This is a genomic window from Ancylobacter sp. Lp-2 (assembly GCF_020523795.1).
GTDB lineage: Bacteria > Pseudomonadota > Alphaproteobacteria > Rhizobiales > Xanthobacteraceae > Ancylobacter.
The window spans coordinates 260321-277459 of record NZ_JAJALI010000001.1 but is presented as its reverse complement, the minus strand read 5'-3'; the positions used below and the strand labels follow the sequence as shown (position 1 = coordinate 277459).

Genomic DNA, 17139 nt, shown 5'->3' with positions numbered 1-17139 from the left:
GGTTAAGGACACAAGGACGCATGAAGATGGCGAACACGAACGGACGCATCACCCAGGTCATCGGCGCCGTCGTCGACGTGCAGTTCGACGACCACCTGCCGGCGATCCTCAACGCTCTGGAAGCGACCAACCAGGGCAACCGCCTTGTGCTGGAAGTGGCGCAGCATCTCGGTGAGAACACCGTGCGCGCCATCGCCATGGACTCCACCGAAGGTCTGGTGCGCGGCGCTCCGGTGTCCGATACCGGCGCGCCGATCATGGTGCCGGTGGGCGAGGCGACCCTCGGCCGCATCATGAACGTCATCGGCGAGCCGGTGGACGAGCTTGGCCCGGTGGTGGGCGAGATGAAGCGCGCCATCCATCAGGACGCGCCGTCCTATGCCGACCAGTCGACCGAGGCCGAGATCCTCGTCACCGGCATCAAGGTGGTGGACCTGCTGGCGCCCTATTCCAAGGGCGGCAAGATCGGCCTGTTCGGCGGCGCCGGCGTCGGCAAGACCGTGCTGATCATGGAGCTGATCAACAACATCGCCAAGGCGCATGGTGGCTACTCGGTGTTCGCCGGCGTCGGCGAGCGCACCCGCGAGGGCAACGATCTCTATCACGAGATGATCGAGTCCAAGGTGAACGTCGACCCGCACGAGCATAACGGCTCCTCCGCCGGCTCGAAGTGCGCCCTGGTCTACGGCCAGATGAACGAGCCGCCGGGCGCCCGCGCCCGCGTGGCGCTGACCGGCCTCACCGTCGCCGAGCACTTCCGCGACCAGGGTCAGGACGTGCTGTTCTTCGTCGACAACATCTTCCGCTTCACCCAGGCGGGTTCGGAAGTGTCGGCGCTGCTCGGCCGCATCCCGTCGGCGGTGGGCTATCAGCCGACGCTGGCCACCGACATGGGCGCGCTGCAGGAGCGCATCACCACCACCACCAAGGGTTCGATCACCTCGGTGCAGGCCATTTACGTGCCGGCCGACGATCTGACCGACCCGGCCCCGGCCGCCTCCTTCGCGCATCTCGATGCCACGACCGTGCTGTCGCGCTCGATCGCGGAAAAGGGCATCTACCCGGCGGTGGATCCGCTGGACTCCACCTCGCGCATCCTGTCGCCGCTGATCATCGGCGACGAGCACTACACCGTGGCGCGCCAGGTGCAGCAGACGCTGCAGCGCTACAAGTCGCTGCAGGACATCATCGCGATCCTGGGCATGGACGAGCTGTCGGAAGAGGACAAGCTCACCGTTGCCCGCGCGCGCAAGATCGAGCGCTTCCTGTCGCAGCCCTTCCACGTCGCCGAAGTGTTCACCGGTTCGCCGGGCAAGCTCGTCGACCTCGCCGACACCATCAAGGGCTTCAAGGGCCTGGTGGAAGGCAAGTATGATCACCTCCCGGAGCAGGCCTTCTACATGGTCGGCACCATCGAAGAGGCGATCGAGAAGGGCAAGAAGCTGGCCGCCGAGGCGGCGTGATACCGGGCGGCGTGACGGAGTCCCGGTCCTCCCCGTGAGGGCCGGCCGTCGGGCCGCCGGAATCGTGCCTCTTTAGTTTGCTGGCGCTGGAGGATACATGGCCAACTTCCCGTTCGAACTCGTCTCGCCCGAGAAGCTCGTCTATTCGGGCTCGGTGAGCGAAGTGGTCGTTCCCGGCGCCGAGGGCGAGTTCGGCGTGCTCGCCGGCCACGCGCCCTTCGTGTCGGTGCTGAAGCCGGGCGTGCTCATCATCAAGGGTGAGGGCAAGGTGCAGAAGCTGTTCGTGCGCGGCGGCTTCGCCGAGGCGAACCCGCAGGGCCTCACCGTGCTCGCCGAGACGGCGGTGCCGCTGTCCGATCTCGGTGGCGGCAAGCTCGGCCAGATGATCAAGGACGCGCAGGAAGACGTCGAGGACGCCAAGGACGACGCCACCCGGCTGAAGCGCCAGACCGTGCTCGACGCGCTGAAGGCGACCGCCGCCGCTATAGAGGCCGACGGGCGCACCGCGCATTGATCGCCGCCCGCCCGGCGGGCTAGAACAGACAAGACGAAACGAGGCCGTCCGCAAGACGGCCTTTTTCATGTCCGGGAGACCCCCGCTTTTCTGGGAGACATGCGATGACCGCCGCCGCGTCGCTCGACCTCGCCCCCTCCTTCAGCCGGGAGGCCTGGCAGCGCAACCTCGCCGTCTACGAGGCGATCCGCACCATGCCGTTCAACGAGGCGCTGGCGGACGGCACGCTCGGGGTGAGCCGCTTCCGCCACTACATGGTGCAGGATGCGCATTATCTCATCGCCTTCGGCCGCGCGCTGGCGGTGGCGGCCGCCAAGGCCGACGATGCCGACGGGCTGGTGCAGTTCGCCGAGGCGGCGAAGGTAGCCGTCATCGTCGAGCGCTCGCTGCACACCGATTTCTTCCGCTCGTTCGACATCGCGCCGGCGGATTTCGAGGCGACGGAGATGTCGCCGGTCTGCCACCATTATTCCAGCTTCCTGATCGCCAGCGCCCATGCCGAGCCCTATCCGGTGGTGCTGGCGGCGCTGCTGCCCTGCTTCTGGATCTATGCCGAGATCGGCCGCGACATTCTGGGCCGCGCCACCCGCCCGAATCCCTATGACGCCTGGATCGACACCTATGCCGGCGAGGAGTTCCACGAGGCGGTGCGGGCGGTGATCGCCAGCACCGACCGCGCGGCGGATGCTTCCTCGCCGACGCTGCGGGCGCGCATGCACCGCGCTTATGCGCATGCCTGCAAGCTCGAATGGATGTTCTGGGATTCGGCCTGGCGGGAGGCCGACTGGCCGATCTGAGGCGTGCTCCGGCCTGCGTGTTGCATGGCATGGCGCGCGCGCCCGGAAGGTGGTTATTCTGGAACCAGCCGGCCTGCGCCGCGGAGGAATATGGACCAGCCCGTCGCCGATAGCCCGGTCGCCGCAAGCCCCGTGTCGGAACGCGGGCGCTCGGAGGCGCCGATTCGCGCCCGCATCCTGCAGGCGATCTTCGAGCGGCGCCTGCATCCCGGCGAGAAGCTGACCGAGGAGCGCGTCGCCGAGCTGTTCGGCGTCAGCCGCACCGTGGTGCGCCAGGCGCTGGCGCGGCTCGCCCAGGACGGCATCGTCGAGCACCAGCCCAATCGCGGCGCCTTTGTCGCCGCGCCGAGCCGCGCCGATGCCCGTCATGTGCTCGACGCCCGCGCGGTGGTGGAGCCGGAGATCGCCGCCTCCGCCGCCTGCAGCTGTTCGGCTTCCGCCGTGGGGCGGCTACGGCGTCATGTGGCGATGGAGAACGAGGCCCGCGCCGCCGGTGAGCGGGCGACGCTGGTGCGGCTCACCGGCGAGTTCCACATCGCGCTCGCCGCGGCGGCGGGCAATCCGGTGTTCGTGCGGCTGCTGACCGAATTGCAGGCGCTGTCCTCGCTCGCCATCCTGCTCTATGCGCGCGGCGAGCACGCCGCCTGCCCGCCGCATGAGCACGGCGACATCCTCGCCGCCATCGAGGCGGGCGACAGCGAGCTGGCCGCCCGGCTGATGCGGGCCCATATCGCCCACGTCGCCGACGAGATGGATCTGTCCGAGCCGCCCGAGCGCCGGCTGGGGCTGGCCGAGGCACTCGGGCTCGAGCCGGGGGGCCTGCCGGGCCGGACCGGCAAGCCGGCGGGACGCTCGCGCCGAGTCCCGGCGCCCGGCACGGGCGGCTAGGCCGGACGGGCCGGATCGACGGATCGCGGAACCTCGCCGTGCTTTTGCGTGGGGGAGTCTGCCTGTTGCGCGAGCGGGGCAGGTCGAGGCGGCCCCGGCGTTGTCACCTGTCGGTGTCGCGGTCGGTGACCGGGAACTCGGCGGGGTGATCGCCGTCGGTCGCGCCACGACGGCGCCCTCCGCAGCCCGGCGCCGAGGGTGCGGCTTCGAGCGGCGGGCGGCCTGTCTTGGCAGGGCGTTGATCCCGGCGCTTTGTCCGCCACGCGACCAGGCCGATGGGGTGAGCCCGATGCCTGGTTTCGCCGGCCGCATGCTGGTCGCCGGCATGATGGAGGCCCCGACCCGATGCGGCGGCGAAGGCGTTGCCCGAGCCTCGAACATCATCGGCCGTCCGCCGGCCGTTGCCGATCTATTGTCACGAAGGTCAGATGTGAGGTGGTCCGGGGCCGCTCGGTGGACCTCGCCAGGGCGAGCCGGTGCGCGCCCGCCAATCCGGTCGATCGCAAGCCGGGCTGCAACCTCGCCGCTTGGTGGCCTGTTCGGCAGCAGCGGGTCGATCCGCCGCCACTTCGCGTCGCCCGGATCATCACGTTCCATCAGAGGCTCATTCCCGGGAGCTCGGAGGCTGCCCGCCGCAATCCCAGCCGCATTTCATGGGCGCGCCTGCCTGACGATCCCCGCCGAGCGCACGTCCCAGCCACCTGCGCAATGGCCGCCCGCCCGATGTCTGGTCGCCCACCGGCCGTCGCCGTAACGTAAAACGCCCGCGCGGATCCGGGATCCGGCGGGACGGTCGACGATCGAAGAGGAACGGAAGCCATCAGCCACCGCGGCGACCCGGAATCGGGCGCCGCGCGGATGCCTGCGTGCCGATGCCTAGCGGCGGCGGCCCGGGGGCGGGCGGCGCTGGCCGGAACCGATCGGAGGGGTCGGGCCGCCGGTCTTGTGGCGGAAATTGATGCGCCCGCGCTCGAGGTCGTAGGGCGACATCTCCACCACCACGCGGTCGCCCACGATGGTCCGGATGCGGTTCTTCTTCATCTTGCCCGCCGCATAGGCGAGAATCTCATGTTCGTTGTCGAGCACGACGCGGAAGTTCCCGTCGGGCAGCACCTCGGTGACGGTGCCGTCGAACTCGAGCAGTTCCTCTTTCGCCATTCCTGGCTCTCCTTGCCGAAGCCTTTTCGAGCTGTCGTCAGGGCAAATACCCTGACTCCAGCGCTTTGTCTCGCCCAAAGCCCGTTCCTGCCGGCTCAAATCGTCCGATCGACAGGAAAGTGCTTCCGGCAACCATGCGTTGGTGCCGCCGGCGTCCTATGGCGGGGTGCCATGGACGCCGTCGGAACCGTTTCTCAGCGCGCCGGGCCGCGCGACCGCGACGGACGCTCGCCGCGACCACCCTCGGGGCGGGGCCCCTCATGATGCGGGCGCTCGTGACGGGAACCCTCGTGACGGGGCCCTTCATGGCGGGCACCCTCATGGCGCGGACGCTCGTGACGAGGACCTTCATGACGATGGCCCTCATGACGGGCGCCCTCGGGGCGGGGCCCCTCGTGACGCGGGCGCTCGCCGCGCGCCGGCTGCATGAAACCGACGCCGCTCATCTCGCCGGCGCGGCCTTCCGAACGCCCCTCGGGACGGCCTTCGCCGCCGCGATATTCCGGGCGGCCGCCCGGACGACCGGGACGCCCGGCGGGACGCGGCCCGCGGTCGCCTTCGTTGCGCGAACCCTCGTGGCGCGGGCGCTCGCCGCGGCCGCCACGCGGACCACGCTCCTCGCGCGGCGGGCGCTCGTCGCGGAAGCCCTCGCGCACCGGCCGGCCTTCGCGGCGGCTCTCGCCGCGACGGTCGACGCTGGGGATGGTCAGCTTGATCAGCCGTTCGATGTCGCGCAGATAGGCGCGCTCCTCGCCGTCGCACAGCGAGACGGCGATGCCGTCGGCGCCCGCGCGGGCCGTCCGGCCAATACGGTGGACATAGCTCTCGGGCACGTTGGGCAGGTCGTAATTGATCACGTGGCTGACGCCGGGCACGTCGATGCCGCGCGCGGCGATATCGGTCGCCACCAGCACCTTCACCTTGCCTTCGCGGAAGGCGGCGAGCGCCCGCTCGCGCTGCGGCTGCGACTTGTTGCCGTGGATGGCCTCGGCGTCGATGCCGGCGCCGGCAAGGCCCTTCACCACCCGGTCGGCGCCGTGCTTGGTGCGGGCGAAGACGAGCGCGCGGTCGAGGCCGTCGCCCTGCAGCACCTCGATCAGCAGGTCCGGCTTGCCGGCGCGGTCGGTGAAGAACACCTTCTGCTCGATCTTGTCGGCGGTCTTGGCGACCGGCGTCACCGCGACGCGCACCGGGTCGGTGAGCAGGGCGGAGGCCAGCTTCTCGATCTCCTTCGGCATGGTGGCCGAGAAGAACAGGTTGCGGCGCTTGGCCGGCAGGCGGGCGACGATGGCGCGGATGGCGTGGATGAAGCCCATGTCCAGCATCTGGTCGGCTTCGTCGAGCACGAACACCTCGACCTCGTTCAGCCGCACCGCGTCGTTCTCGATCAGGTCGACGAGGCGGCCGGGAGTGGCGACGAGCACGTCGACGCCGTTCATCAGCGCCCGCGCCTGCCGGCCGAGCGGCACGCCGCCGATGGCGAGCGCGGTGGAGGGCCGCACATGCTTGCCGTATTTGCGGAAGCTTTCGAGGATCTGGCCGGAGAGCTCGCGGGTGGGCGAGAGGATCAGCGCGCGGGCGGTGCGGCGTTCCGGCCGGCGGCGTTCGGTGACGAGGTGCTGCAGGATCGGCAGCGCGAAGGCCGCGGTCTTGCCGGTGCCGGTCTGGGCGATGCCGACGAGGTCATGGCCGGCGAGCACTTGGGGTACGGCCTGGGCCTGGATGGGGGTGGGGGTGTCGTGGCCAGCTTCGGCCAGCGCCTTCAGAATGGGCTCGGCGAGGCCGAGCTCGGAAAAAGAGGTCAAGTAACATTCTTTCATGGGGGCGACGTCCGGCCATGCGCCATGATGATGCGCACCGCCCGTCGCGGGGATGGTGGACACCCCGCGTGGCCTGGGACGTCGGTGAAACCGGTTGATCAGGGGCCGAAGACTGCCGCGGCGCTCGCATGAGCGAGCAGTATGCCGAAGCGGAAATCGAGCGACGCGGCCCCGATACGAGCACGGCTTTCACAGGCTCTTCCGCCCGTCCGTCTCGCATGCACCGCCTATGTGGCGCAAAAAGGCGAGGATTTCAAGGCATCGCCGCTTATATAGATGAGGTCGCTGCCGCAGCGGCGCCTTTTCGGCCCGGCCACCCCAGGAGCACCATGTATCCCGACGTCGTCGATCTGCGCAGCTTCTACGCCCAGCCGCTCGGCGTGGTGGCGCGCCGGCTGGTCGGCCGGGCGGTGCGCCAGCGCTTCGACAATGTGCGCGGGCTCTCCGTGCTCGGCATCGGCTATGCGACGCCCTATCTCGGCGTGTTCCGCGAGGAATGCGAGCGGGCGCTGGCCTTCATGCCGGCGGCGCAGGGCGTCACCCGCTGGCCCTCGCGCGCGCCGACGCTGGCGGCGCTGGTCGACGAGAGCGAGCTGCCGCTGCCCAATGCGGTGATCGACCGGGTGATCGCGGTGCACCTGCTGGAGCACACGCCGGACGCCGCCGAGGTGCTGCGCGAGGTGTGGCGGGTGCTGGCGCCGGGCGGACGGCTGCTCTGCGTGGTGCCGAACCGGCGCGGCGTGTGGGCGCGGGTGGACAACAATCCGTTCGGCCATGGCCGGCCCTATTCGCGCAGCCAGGTCATCGCGCTGCTGCGCGAGGCGCTGTTCACCCCGGTGGGCTGGGGCGAGGCGCTGTACATGCCGCCGGTGACGCGCAGCTGGTTCCTGCGCTCGGCGGTGGCGTGGGAGCGGGCGGGCGGGGTATTCGCCTCGCCCTTCGCCGGGGTGCACATCGTCGAGGCGACCAAGCAGGTCTACAAGCCGGTGGCGGTGAAGCGCCGCGCCCGCATCCAGGTGCTGTCGCCGGTGCTGGAGCCGGTGCTCGCCCCGCAGCCGGCGGGCGGGTGAGGACGCCGCTATTTGCCCCGCGACAGCAGGAACACCGCCTGCTCGCCGAGCAGGTTCCACACCGCCCAGGGCAGGTTGAGGCGTACCTTCTGGCCGTAGCCGTTCAGCGCCGTGGCGTGCTCGATGCGCGCGCCCACCTCGCCGACCAGCGCCACGAAATCGCGGATGGTGCAGAAATGGATGTTCGGCGTGTCGTACCAGCTATAGGGCAGGTTCTCGGTGGAGGGCATGCGCCCGTTCAAGAGCAGGTCGAGCCGCACCCGCCAGAAGCCGAAATTCGGGATGGAGACGATGACGCGGCGGCCCACCCGCAGCATCTGCTCCAGCACCCATTTCGGCCGCCGCGTCGCCTGCAGCGTCTGCGACAGGATGACGTAGTCGAAGGCGTCGTCGGGATAGTCGGCGAGGTCGATGTCGGCGTCGCCCTGGATCACCGCAAGACCCCGCGCCACCCCGGCATTCACCCCGGCGCGGGAGATCTCGATGCCGCGCGCGTCACAGCCGCGCGTGGTGGCGAGCAGCTCCAGCAATTCGCCGTCGCCGGCACCGACATCGAGCACCCGCGAGCCGGGCTCGACCAGTTCGGCGATGAGCAGCAGGTCGACGCGGGCGCCGGAGGCGGCGCGGGCGGCTTCCTTCATGGTGAGGTCGTGCAGCAGCGCCTCGCGCGGACTCATCAGGCGATCCCCAGCGTGCGGGCGGCGGAATCGAGGAAGCCGCGGGTGATGGCGGTCAGCTCCGGCTCGTCGAGCAGGAAGGCGTCATGGCCCTTGTCGCTCTCGATCTCGGCGAAGGACACCGAGGCGCCGGCCGCGTTGAGCGCATGCACCACCGCCCGCGAATCCGAGGTCGGGAACAGCCAGTCGGAGGTGAAGGAGACCAGGCAGAACCGCGTCTTCGCTCCCTTGAAGGCGTTGGCGAGCACGCCGCCATAGTCGGCGGCGAGGTCGAAATAATCCATCGCCCGGGTGACGTAGAGATAGGAATTGGCGTCGAAACGGTCGACGAAGGCCTCGCCCTGGTGGCGCAGATAGCTCTCCACCTGGAAGTCGGCGTCGAAGGAGAAGGTGCGCCCGTCGCGGTCCTGCAGCCGCCGGCCGAATTTCCGGTGCAGCGAGCCGTCCGACATATAGGTGATGTGCGCCGCCATGCGCGCCACCGCGAGGCCGCGGCGCGGGCTGGTGCCTTCGAGCAGATAGCGCCCGCCGCGCCAGTCGGGATCGGCCATCACCGCCTGGCGGCCGACCTCGTGGAAGGCGATGTTCTGCGCCGAGTGGCGGGCGGCGGCGGCCATCGGCATCGCCGCGAACACCCGCTCGGGATAGCTCACCGCCCATTGCAGCACCTGCATGCCGCCCATCGAGCCGCCGACCACGGCGAGCAGCCGGTCGATGCCGAGATGGTCGACCAGCATCGCCTGTGCCCGCACCATGTCGCGAATGGTCACCACCGGCAGGTCGAGCCCGTAGGGCACGCCGGTCTTGGGATTGATCGAGGACGGGCCGGTGGTGCCGAGGCAGCCGCCGAGCACGTTGGAGGAGATGACGAAGAAGCGCGTGGTGTCGATCGGCTTGCCCGGGCCGATCAGCGTCTCCCACCAGCCCGGCTTGCCGGTCACCGGGTGGATGTTGGCGGCATGCTGGTCGCCGGACAGCGCGTGGCAGATCAGGATGGCGTTCGACTTGTCGGCGTTCAGCGTACCATAGGTCTGGTAGGCGATCTGGAACGGACCGAGCGTGACGCCGGCGTCCAGCGTCAGCGAGCGCTCCGGCCCGAAGCGCACCACTTCGGATTGGGGGAAGTCCGCCTGCGCCCGCGCCAGCGCCTCATAGGCGCGGCCTGGGCCGACCGGGCGCTCTTGGCCGCCGGCTTCGGTCGGGTTCGGGTCGTTCACCGTCTCGCTCTCGGACATCTCAACCGTCTTACCGGACGAACAGTTCGTTATAACGGACGATCCGATGATCCCACAGCACCATCTTGTCAATAGCCGGCGGCCGGATTTGCGTCCAGCCGGGCGCCGGGCCGTGCAGATTTCGTTTTGCAGCACGCCCGCGCGGGTCTAGAGAGCGGGGCATGACCGCGCCCGACCATTCGCTTGCCCGAAGCGCCGCCGTTCCTGCCGTCGCTGCCGATCCGGCGGCGTCGCTGGCGGTTCTGCGCGCGGAGATCGACCGCATCGATGCCGCCATGCACGCGCTGTTGATCGAGCGCGGCGAGATCATCGATCGGCTGGTCGAGGTGAAGCGCGCGCGCGCCACCGAGGGCGGCTCGGCGTTCCGCCCGGCGCGCGAGGCCTCGATGATGCGGATGATCGTCGACCGGCATCGCGGCATCCTGCCGCTGGACACCGTCGAGAGCATCTGGCGCGTCATCATCTCCACCTTCACCTATGTGCAGGCGCCCTATGCCGTGCATGCCGACCTCGCCTCCGGAGAGGCGGCGATGCGCGATACGTCGCGCTTCCATTTCGGCTTCACCGTGCCCTTCCTCGCCCATATGGGCGCGGGCGCGGTGGTGAGCGCGGTCGCCGGCTCGCGTGGCGATCTCGGGCTGGTGCCAGCCTTCGCCCCGCCGGGTGCCGGGCCGTGGTGGACCGCGCTCGAAGGCGACAGCGCGCCGAAGATCATCGCCCGGCTGCCCTTCGTCGAGCGGGCCGACCATCCCGCCGGCCTGCCGGTGTTCTGCATCGCCCATCCGGTGACCGAGGGCGCCGTCACCGAGGTCGAGGTGTGGAGCGTGCGCGTTGCCGGCTGGAACGCCGGCGCGGCGCGGGCGCTCGCCCCGCTCGCCGAGACGCTGGCGGTGCCGGATCGCGGCCTCGACGGCGCGGCGCTGCTGATCTCGCTGCCGCTGGCCGGTGCCGTCGGCCTGGACACCGTGCTCGGCGCGCTCCGGGCCTGCGGCGCCTCGGTGCGCTCCGCCGCGCTCATCGGCTCGCATGCGGGCCGATATAGCCACGACGCCGGCCGCTCCGCGCGTGCGCCGGCGTCGTCGATCGCCCCCGCGCCCTAGCCTCCATCCGTTCGTATCCCTTCCGTCCGCTGCCGGAGTTCCGCCATGTCGACCACCCCCGTTGCCGATCGTCCCGTCCCGCGTCCCGGCGTGCTGGCGATCGAGGCCTATGTGCCCGGCAAGGCGCAGGCGGGCGGCGCGGTGAAGACCTACAAGCTGTCGGCCAACGAGAACCCGCTCGGCCCCAGCCCGAAGGCGCGCGAGGCCTTCCACGCCGCCGACGCGCTGGAGTTCTACCCGGACGGTTCCTCGACCAAGCTGCGCGAGGCCATCGCCGGCGCCTATGGGCTCGACGCCGGCCGCCTCGTCTGCGGCACCGGCTCGGACGAACTGATCACCCTCATCGCCGCCGCCTATGCCGGTCCGGGCGACGAGGTGATCTATTCGCAATACGGCTTCCTGGTGTACCGCATCGCCACGCTGGCGACCGGCGCCACCCCGGTGGTGGTGCCGGAGAAGAACCTCACCGCCGATGTCGACGCGCTGCTGGCGGCGGTCACCGAGAAGACCCGCATCGTCTTCCTCGCCAACCCGAACAACCCGACCGGCACCTATCTGCCGTTCGACGAGGTGCGCCGGCTGCAGCGCGGCCTGCCGCCGCACGTGCTCCTGGTGCTGGACGCCGCCTATGCCGAATATGTCCGGCGCAACGACTATGAATCCGGCATCGAGCTGGTGGCGACCGCCCGCAACGTCGCGATGCTGCGCACCTTCTCCAAGATCCACGGCCTCGCGGCGCTGCGCGTCGGCTGGCTGTACGGCCCGGCCGAGGTGGTGGACGCGGTGAACCGCATCCGCGGCGCCTTCAACGTCAATTCCGCCGCCATCGCCGCCGCCACCGCCGCCATCGGCGACACCGCCCATGTCGAGGCGGCCGTCGCCCATAACGACGTCTGGCTCGCCTGGGTCACTGACGAGCTGACCGCGCTCGGCCTCACCGTCACGCCGAGCGTCGGCAATTTCGTGCTGGCGCATTTCCCGGATGTCGAGGGCCAGCGCGCCCGCGACGCCGACGCCTTCCTGTCCGCGCGGGGCCTGATCCTGCGGCGGATGGATGCCTATGGCCTGCCGGGCGCGCTGCGGATCACCATCGGCACCGAGGAGGCCAACCGCCTGCTGGTCGCCGTGCTGGCCGAGTTCCTCGGCAAGAGGGAGCCTGGTCATGGTGCTTGATCCGCCGCTGCCGCGCCCGATGGTCGGCCGGCTCGCCGTCATCGGCATCGGCCTGATCGGTTCGTCGATCCTGCGCGCGGCCGATGCCCGCCAGCTCGCCGAGGTTAGCGTCGCCTATGACGCGGCGCCGGAGGTGCGGGCGCGCGTCGCCGAGCTCGGCATCGCCGACGAGGTGGCCTCCTCCCCCGCCGAGGCGGTGCGCGATGCCGACATCATCATTCTCTGCGTGCCCGTCGGCGCCATGGCGGCGGTCGCCGAGGCGATCGCCCCGCATGTGAAGCCGGGTGCCATCGTCTCCGATGTCGGCTCGGTGAAGGGCGCGGTGCTCTCCGCGCTGTCGACGCATCTGCCGGCGGGCGTGCACATCGTGCCGGCGCATCCGGTGGCCGGCACCGAATATTCCGGCCCCGACGCCGGCTTCGCGACGCTGTTCAAGAACCGCTGGTGCATCCTCACCCCGCCCGAGGGCGCGGAGGAAGGCGCAGTGGCGGCGTTGACGGCGCTGTGGACGGCGCTGGGCGCCAATGTCGAGATCATGACCGCCGAGCACCACGACCTGGTGCTGGCGATCACCTCGCATGTGCCGCATCTCATCGCCTACAACATCGTCGGCACGGCGGCGGATCTCGAGAAGGTCACCTCCTCCGAGGTGATCAAGTACTCGGCCGGCGGCTTCCGCGACTTCACCCGCATCGCCGCCTCCGATCCCACCATGTGGCGCGACGTGTTCCTCAACAACCGCGAGGCGGTGATCGAGGTGCTCGGCCGCTTCACCGAAGATTTGATCGCGCTGCAGCGGGCGATCCGCTGGGAGCAAGGGGAGACGCTGTTCAACCTGTTCACCCGCACCCGCGCTATCCGCCGCTCGATCATCGAGGTCGGCCAGGAGACCGCGGCGCCGGACTTCGGCCGCGAGCGCGGGTAGCGGCGACGGATCCGCTTCGGGTCGACCGACCGCCGCACGGCCCCCTCTCCCCGGCGGGGAGAGGGCCGGGCTGAGCGGGCTTCCGGCCTCCCAATCGCTGCTTCTCCTCACCGACCCGCGCCGCGGGCCATCTCTCCGTCGAGGCCGGTTGTTGCCGGCTTCGGCCTTGCCGGAACCGAACGCGGCAACGGCCGGGACCGGACGGGGAGAGGGAGCTCCGCCGCAGGCAGGCGCTCCTCACGCCGCCTCGGCCTCGGTCGCTTCCGGTGCCGTCGCCTCGCTCTCCAGCTTGGCGTAGACTCTGAGCCGGTGGCCGTCGGGGTCGAGCGCCACGAAGCTGCGGCCGAAATCGAGATCGGTGGGCGGCAGCGCGATCGGTACGCCCTTCTTCGCCCATTGCTCATAGGTGGCGTCGACGGCGGCGGCGTCCGCCACCTTGAAGCCGATCTCGTTGCCGCCGGAGCGCAGATGCGGCGTCGGCTTCACCCCGTCGCGCCGCCACAGGCCGAGCCGCAGCCCCGGCGCCAGCGCGAACAGCGCGTGGCCGGCGCTGGTTTCGAGCGGCGCGCGCTCCAGCACCTCGCCATAGAAGCGGGCGCTGGCGCGGGGGTCGTTCACATAAAGAAACAGGTTGCTGGCATCGATCATGATCGGCCCCCGAAAATTCGTGCTGCGATGAATCATGGCAGCCTACACGCTCATGCTGCCAATTTCCGGCAGCATCATGCGGTGTCGGTCGGTTCCTCGGCATAGGCCGCCGGGAGCTCCCCCGGCTCGCGCGGCGGCTGAGCGTGCTTCCACTGCTTCCAGCGCTGCACCAGTTCGGCCCGGCGGGTAGGGTAGCGCGCCTCCAGCATCTCGGCGCGGGCGATGCGGTCGGTGCGGAACGAGCGGAAGTCGCTGCGCAATTCGCACCAGCCGATCATCAGCCGAACCTGGTCGAAGAAGGCGAGCGCGAAGGGCCACACCACCCGCTCGCTCGCCGCGCCATTGGCGTCGCTGTAGCTCAGCCGCAGCTTGCGCTCGGTGCGGATCGCCTTGCGCAGCAGCGCCGGGTCGATGGCGTCGGCGGGGATCGGCGCGCCCGGCGCGATGAACAGCGAGGAGCCTTCCAGCTCCTCGCGCAGATCGGGCGGCAGCACCGCGCTGACGCGGGCGAGCGCGCTCAGCGCCGCCTCGGCGAGCCGGCCGTCGGCGCGCCCGGCCACCCAGCGCGAGCCGAGCACCAGCGCCTCGATCTCCTCCGGCGTGAACATCAGCGGCGGTAGCAGGAAGCCGGGGCGCAGCACATAGCCCACCCCGGGCTCGCCCTCGATGGTGGCGCCCTGAGCCTGCAGGCTGGCGATGTCGCGATAGAGCGTGCGCAGGCTCACGCCGATCTCGTCGGCAAGCGCGCGCCCGCTCACCGGGCGGCGGTGGCGGCGCAGCACCTGCAACAGGTCGAACAGGCGTTCGGAACGGGACATGCCGCATTATAGCCGCAGCCCTGCTGACGGATACTGGCAGCAGCGTCGCCGATTCCCGGCGATATCCGTCTTTCCCCTGTCGACCAGGAGCCGTCCATGCCGAACCCCGTCGGAGCCGCCAAGGGCCGTGTCACGCGCCGTGGCCTCCTGCTCACGCTCGGCCTGTCGCTCGCCGGTGCAGGCGTCGCGTCAGCCGCCACCACCGCCCCCCGCCCCGCCGCCGATCCGCTGGTCGGCCGCGTCTGGGTGGAGGCGAAGCCGGCTTCCGGCCTGCCGGGCACCATGCTGGTGTTCCTGCCGGACGGCACGCTCATCATGGATTCCTGCTGGGAGACCTATGCGCTGCGCCGATGGACCCGCACGGCGCCGGACGCGATCGCGTGGGACGAGGACGGCGCGACGATCGCCGCGAAGGTGGCGTCGGTGTCGCCGACGCAGTTGACGCTGAAGGTCCGGACGGGCAAGGACACGGTCGAGCACCGCTATGCGGTGGCGAAGGTGCCCTATGTCTGCCCGGACATGAAGCGCTAGGACAGGATGGACCGGGCCGGGGCGCGTCCCCGGCATGCCGTGGCGCAGGCCCGATGACGGGCGCGCCTCGCGGTCCGGCCGAACGGAGAGCATCCGATGCAGTCACGTCTCCGCAACAGCCTCTTCATCGCGGCGATGGCGCTGCTGGTCATCGCGGTGGCCGGCAGCATGGTCATCGCCGTCACCTTCAGCCGCATGGCTCCCCCCGCAGGAACGCCTCCCGCCACGCAAAGCGAGTAAGGCCGGACGCGCCGGTCCCACTCGGTGCAACCCTCATCCCGTGCCGTCGACGATGCCGTGTACGGGCCGCCATGGCCGAGCCCGCCCGCCGTCTCGTTGTGCCGGGTGCTCCCTTCGACATCGCGACCCGACAAGATGGTGCGTCGATACATAATCCCGCAAGAAAATGTCGCAAATCGCGCGTGGTTGTGCCCTGAAATTGCCGTGCAGCTCCCTGACGCTACGAGATGTCGAGGGAAGCTTGCTGCTTTACCGGAGGCACTGACGATGACGAAACTTCGTGCGTGGATGTTCGTTACCGCCGTCGCTCTCGCCGCCGTTGCGGCGAGCGGGGAGGCGTTTGCCGGCAAAATTGTCGGTAACGGATAACCTCCCTCGCGCCGGGACCGCCGGCGCGAGGGCTTCCTCCCGGGCATGTAGGGGGCGGCATCCGGCAAGGCCACCCTTCGCAATCCTGCTTCGGGCTCATCCCCAAACGAAAATGCCCGGCTCATCACCGGGCATTCGCATTGGTTAGCCGGAGTCGCATCCGGCGATCCGGGGCCGTGCCTCAGCTGCCGGTGGTCGGCATGACGAACTGGGCGCCGGCGCGGATGCCGGTCGGCCAGCGGGCGGTGGTGGTCTTCATCTTGGTGTAGAAGCCGACGCCTTCCATGCCGTAGACGTTGCGGTCGCCGAACACCGAGCGCTTCCAGCCGCCGAAGGAGTGGAACGCCACCGGCACCGGGATCGGCACGTTGATGCCGATCATGCCGGCCTTGGCGTCGCGGTCGAAGGCGCGGGCGGCGTCGCCGTCGCGGGTGAAGATGGCGGCGCCGTTGCCGTATTCGTGGTCGTTGACCAGCTTCAGCGCGTCCTCATAGTCGGGCACGCGCACCACCGAGAGCACCGGGCCGAAGATCTCTTCCTTGTAGATCTTCATGTCGGTGGTGACGTCGTCGAACAGGCAGCCGCCGAGGAAATAGCCGTCCTCATAGCCCTGCAGCTTGAGGCCGCGCCCGTCCACCACCAGCTTGGCGCCGGCGGCGACGCCGTCATCGACATAGCCGCGCACCTTGGCGAGGTGTTCGCGGGTGACCAGCGGGCCCATCTCGCTGTCCTTGTCGAGACCGGGGCCGACCTTCAGCGCCTGCACCTTCGGCACCAGCTTCTCCATCAGCGCGTCGCCGACACCGCCGACCGCCACCGCGACGGACACCGCCATGCAGCGCTCGCCGGCCGAGCCGTAGCCGGCGCCCATCAGCGCGTCGACGGTCTTGTCGAGATCGGCGTCGGGCATCACCACCAGGTGGTTCTTGGCGCCGCACAGCGCCTGGGCGCGCTTACCGTGCGCGCAGGCGGTCTTGTAGACATATTCGCCGATGGCGGTGGAGCCGACGAAGCTCACCGCCGCGACGTCCGGATGGGTCAGCAGCGTGTCGACGGCTTCCTTGTCGCCCTGCACCACGTTGAACACGCCCTTGGGCAGGCCGGCCTCGACCAGCAGCTCGGCCAGCATCAGCGAGGGGGTCGGGTCCTTCTCGGAAGGCTTCAGCACGAAGGTATTGCCGCAGGCCAGCGCCACCGGGAACATCCACATCGGCACCATGACCGGGAAGTTGAACGGGGTGATGCCGGCGACCACGCCGAGCGGGTGGCGGGCCGAGAGCACGTCGACGCCGCGCGCCACCTGCTCGGTGAAGTCGCCGCGCAGCAGATGCGGGATGCCGCAGGCGAACTCGACCACCTCGATGCCGCGGGTCACTTCGCCCTTGGCGTCCTCGAAGGTCTTGCCGTGCTCGAGGGTGATCGCCTCGGCGAGCTTGTCGATGTCGCGGTCCAGCAGGTTCTTGAACTTGAACATGATGCGGGCGCGGGTCAGCGTCGGGGCGTCGGCCCAGGCCGGGAAGGCGGCCTTGGCGGAGGCCACCGCCTCGCCCACCGTGGCGGCCGAGGCCAGCAGCGCCTCGCCCGACTGCGCGCCGGTCGCGGGGTTGAACACCGGGGACGTGCGTCCCGCCGTGTTCACCTGCTTGCCGTCGATGTAATGCCCGATCACCGCCATGGATGCCTCCTCCGGAGCTTTGTTCGCCGCTGTTGTGC

The 17139-nt window shown here is 70.0% G+C and carries 17 protein-coding genes; 10 read left to right on the top strand and 7 right to left on the bottom strand.

Annotation, left to right across the window (positions count from 1 at the left end; genetic code table 11):
- Nucleotides 1-26: 26 nt before the first annotated feature.
- The 4 genes from atpD to LGR54_RS01310 all read left to right on the top strand — a co-directional run bounded on the left by atpD (nucleotide 27) and on the right by LGR54_RS01310 (nucleotide 3662).
- The gene (gene atpD, locus LGR54_RS01325) at nucleotides 27-1463 is read left to right on the top strand and encodes a F0F1 ATP synthase subunit beta (RefSeq protein ID WP_230360185.1); all 1437 of its coding nucleotides are present in this window, start codon (nucleotides 27-29) and stop codon (nucleotides 1461-1463) included.
- A gap of 97 nt (nucleotides 1464-1560) precedes the next feature.
- Nucleotides 1561-1977: a F0F1 ATP synthase subunit epsilon gene (locus LGR54_RS01320; RefSeq protein ID WP_230360184.1), complete on the top strand. Its 417-nt coding sequence runs from the start codon at nucleotides 1561-1563 to the stop codon at nucleotides 1975-1977.
- Nucleotides 1978-2081: 104 nt separating this feature from the next.
- Entirely contained in the window at nucleotides 2082-2774 is a 693-nt protein-coding gene (tenA, locus tag LGR54_RS01315) for a thiaminase II (protein ID WP_230360183.1), read from the top strand.
- Between the two features lie 90 nt (nucleotides 2775-2864).
- A complete protein-coding gene (locus tag LGR54_RS01310; protein ID WP_230360182.1) occupies nucleotides 2865-3662 on the top strand; it encodes a GntR family transcriptional regulator in 798 nt (265 codons plus the stop codon).
- Nucleotides 3663-4538: 876 nt separating this feature from the next.
- Here the strand turns inward: LGR54_RS01310 and infA are convergent.
- Together infA and LGR54_RS01300 are read right to left on the bottom strand one after the other, a co-directional pair.
- A complete protein-coding gene (infA, locus tag LGR54_RS01305; protein WP_013168254.1) occupies nucleotides 4539-4820 on the bottom strand; it encodes a translation initiation factor IF-1 in 282 nt (93 codons plus the stop codon).
- A gap of 194 nt (nucleotides 4821-5014) precedes the next feature.
- Nucleotides 5015-6640, bottom strand: a complete 1626-nt coding sequence (locus LGR54_RS01300) for a DEAD/DEAH box helicase (protein WP_230360181.1) — start codon at nucleotides 6638-6640, stop codon at nucleotides 5015-5017.
- 329 nt (nucleotides 6641-6969) lie between these two features.
- Between LGR54_RS01300 and LGR54_RS01295 the strand changes: the two genes are divergently transcribed.
- Nucleotides 6970-7710, top strand: a complete 741-nt coding sequence (locus LGR54_RS01295; protein WP_230360180.1) for a class I SAM-dependent methyltransferase — start codon at nucleotides 6970-6972, stop codon at nucleotides 7708-7710.
- An 8-nt stretch (nucleotides 7711-7718) separates the two neighbouring features.
- On the opposite strand, the gene metW is transcribed toward LGR54_RS01295, so the two are convergent.
- Nucleotides 7719-8351, bottom strand: coding sequence for a methionine biosynthesis protein MetW (gene metW / locus LGR54_RS01290; RefSeq protein WP_370638133.1), 633 nt, complete (start codon nucleotides 8349-8351; stop codon nucleotides 7719-7721).
- A 35-nt stretch (nucleotides 8352-8386) separates the two neighbouring features.
- Nucleotides 8387-9622, bottom strand: a complete 1236-nt coding sequence (locus tag LGR54_RS01285) for a homoserine O-acetyltransferase (RefSeq protein ID WP_230360178.1) — start codon at nucleotides 9620-9622, stop codon at nucleotides 8387-8389.
- A gap of 161 nt (nucleotides 9623-9783) precedes the next feature.
- Between LGR54_RS01285 and LGR54_RS01280 the strand changes: the two genes are divergently transcribed.
- Genes LGR54_RS01280 through LGR54_RS01270 form a run of 3 tightly spaced genes read left to right on the top strand, consistent with a single transcriptional unit; the run spans nucleotide 9784 to nucleotide 12820 of the window.
- Nucleotides 9784-10722, top strand: coding sequence for a chorismate mutase (locus LGR54_RS01280; RefSeq protein ID WP_230360177.1), 939 nt, complete (start codon nucleotides 9784-9786; stop codon nucleotides 10720-10722).
- Nucleotides 10723-10767: 45 nt separating this feature from the next.
- Nucleotides 10768-11895 (top strand): histidinol-phosphate transaminase, encoded by a 1128-nt coding sequence (gene hisC, locus LGR54_RS01275; protein ID WP_230360176.1) that lies wholly within the window; start codon nucleotides 10768-10770, stop codon nucleotides 11893-11895.
- Nucleotides 11885-12820 (top strand): prephenate/arogenate dehydrogenase family protein, encoded by a 936-nt coding sequence (locus tag LGR54_RS01270; protein WP_230360175.1) that lies wholly within the window; start codon nucleotides 11885-11887, stop codon nucleotides 12818-12820. Before hisC ends, LGR54_RS01270 begins: the two co-directional genes overlap by 11 nt.
- A 237-nt stretch (nucleotides 12821-13057) precedes the next feature.
- Here the strand turns inward: LGR54_RS01270 and LGR54_RS01265 are convergent, their stop codons facing one another.
- Entirely contained in the window at nucleotides 13058-13468 is a 411-nt protein-coding gene (locus LGR54_RS01265; RefSeq protein WP_230360174.1) for a VOC family protein, read from the bottom strand.
- A gap of 74 nt (nucleotides 13469-13542) precedes the next feature.
- Nucleotides 13543-14286, bottom strand: coding sequence for a YafY family protein (locus LGR54_RS01260; protein ID WP_230360173.1), 744 nt, complete (start codon nucleotides 14284-14286; stop codon nucleotides 13543-13545).
- Between the two features lie 96 nt (nucleotides 14287-14382).
- On the opposite strand from LGR54_RS01260, the gene LGR54_RS01255 reads away from it, so the two are divergent.
- Both LGR54_RS01255 and LGR54_RS01250 read left to right on the top strand, forming a co-directional pair.
- Nucleotides 14383-14817 carry a hypothetical protein gene (locus LGR54_RS01255; protein ID WP_230360172.1) on the top strand — a complete coding sequence of 145 codons (435 nt, stop codon included), beginning with the start codon at nucleotides 14383-14385 and terminating at the stop codon, nucleotides 14815-14817.
- A gap of 96 nt (nucleotides 14818-14913) precedes the next feature.
- A complete protein-coding gene (locus LGR54_RS01250) occupies nucleotides 14914-15057 on the top strand; it encodes a hypothetical protein (protein WP_230360171.1) in 144 nt (47 codons plus the stop codon).
- A gap of 550 nt (nucleotides 15058-15607) precedes the next feature.
- Here the strand turns inward: LGR54_RS01250 and LGR54_RS01245 are convergent.
- A complete protein-coding gene (locus tag LGR54_RS01245) occupies nucleotides 15608-17101 on the bottom strand; it encodes a CoA-acylating methylmalonate-semialdehyde dehydrogenase (RefSeq protein ID WP_230360170.1) in 1494 nt (497 codons plus the stop codon).
- Between the last annotated feature and the right edge of the window lie 38 nt (nucleotides 17102-17139).

What these genes read in the sequence shown, in the direction of transcription:
- LGR54_RS01265 (WP_230360174.1), bottom strand. Translation starts at nt 13,468, where the DNA reads ATGATCGATGCCAGCAACCTGTTTCTTTATGTGAACGACCCCCGCGCC.
- LGR54_RS01300 (WP_230360181.1), bottom strand. Translation starts at nt 6,640, where the DNA reads ATGAAAGAATGTTACTTGACCTCTTTTTCCGAGCTCGGCCTCGCCGAG.
- LGR54_RS01260 (WP_230360173.1), bottom strand. Translation starts at nt 14,286, where the DNA reads ATGTCCCGTTCCGAACGCCTGTTCGACCTGTTGCAGGTGCTGCGCCGC.
- hisC (WP_230360176.1), top strand. Translation starts at nt 10,768, where the DNA reads ATGTCGACCACCCCCGTTGCCGATCGTCCCGTCCCGCGTCCCGGCGTG.
- atpD (WP_230360185.1), top strand. Translation starts at nt 27, where the DNA reads ATGGCGAACACGAACGGACGCATCACCCAGGTCATCGGCGCCGTCGTC.
- LGR54_RS01280 (WP_230360177.1), top strand. Translation starts at nt 9,784, where the DNA reads ATGACCGCGCCCGACCATTCGCTTGCCCGAAGCGCCGCCGTTCCTGCC.
- LGR54_RS01295 (WP_230360180.1), top strand. Translation starts at nt 6,970, where the DNA reads ATGTATCCCGACGTCGTCGATCTGCGCAGCTTCTACGCCCAGCCGCTC.
- metW (WP_370638133.1), bottom strand. Translation starts at nt 8,351, where the DNA reads ATGAAGGAAGCCGCCCGCGCCGCCTCCGGCGCCCGCGTCGACCTGCTG.
- LGR54_RS01245 (WP_230360170.1), bottom strand. Translation starts at nt 17,101, where the DNA reads ATGGCGGTGATCGGGCATTACATCGACGGCAAGCAGGTGAACACGGCG.
- LGR54_RS01285 (WP_230360178.1), bottom strand. Translation starts at nt 9,622, where the DNA reads ATGTCCGAGAGCGAGACGGTGAACGACCCGAACCCGACCGAAGCCGGC.
- LGR54_RS01250 (WP_230360171.1), top strand. Translation starts at nt 14,914, where the DNA reads ATGCAGTCACGTCTCCGCAACAGCCTCTTCATCGCGGCGATGGCGCTG.
- tenA (WP_230360183.1), top strand. Translation starts at nt 2,082, where the DNA reads ATGACCGCCGCCGCGTCGCTCGACCTCGCCCCCTCCTTCAGCCGGGAG.
- LGR54_RS01255 (WP_230360172.1), top strand. Translation starts at nt 14,383, where the DNA reads ATGCCGAACCCCGTCGGAGCCGCCAAGGGCCGTGTCACGCGCCGTGGC.
- LGR54_RS01270 (WP_230360175.1), top strand. Translation starts at nt 11,885, where the DNA reads ATGGTGCTTGATCCGCCGCTGCCGCGCCCGATGGTCGGCCGGCTCGCC.
- LGR54_RS01310 (WP_230360182.1), top strand. Translation starts at nt 2,865, where the DNA reads ATGGACCAGCCCGTCGCCGATAGCCCGGTCGCCGCAAGCCCCGTGTCG.
- LGR54_RS01320 (WP_230360184.1), top strand. Translation starts at nt 1,561, where the DNA reads ATGGCCAACTTCCCGTTCGAACTCGTCTCGCCCGAGAAGCTCGTCTAT.
- infA (WP_013168254.1), bottom strand. Translation starts at nt 4,820, where the DNA reads ATGGCGAAAGAGGAACTGCTCGAGTTCGACGGCACCGTCACCGAGGTG.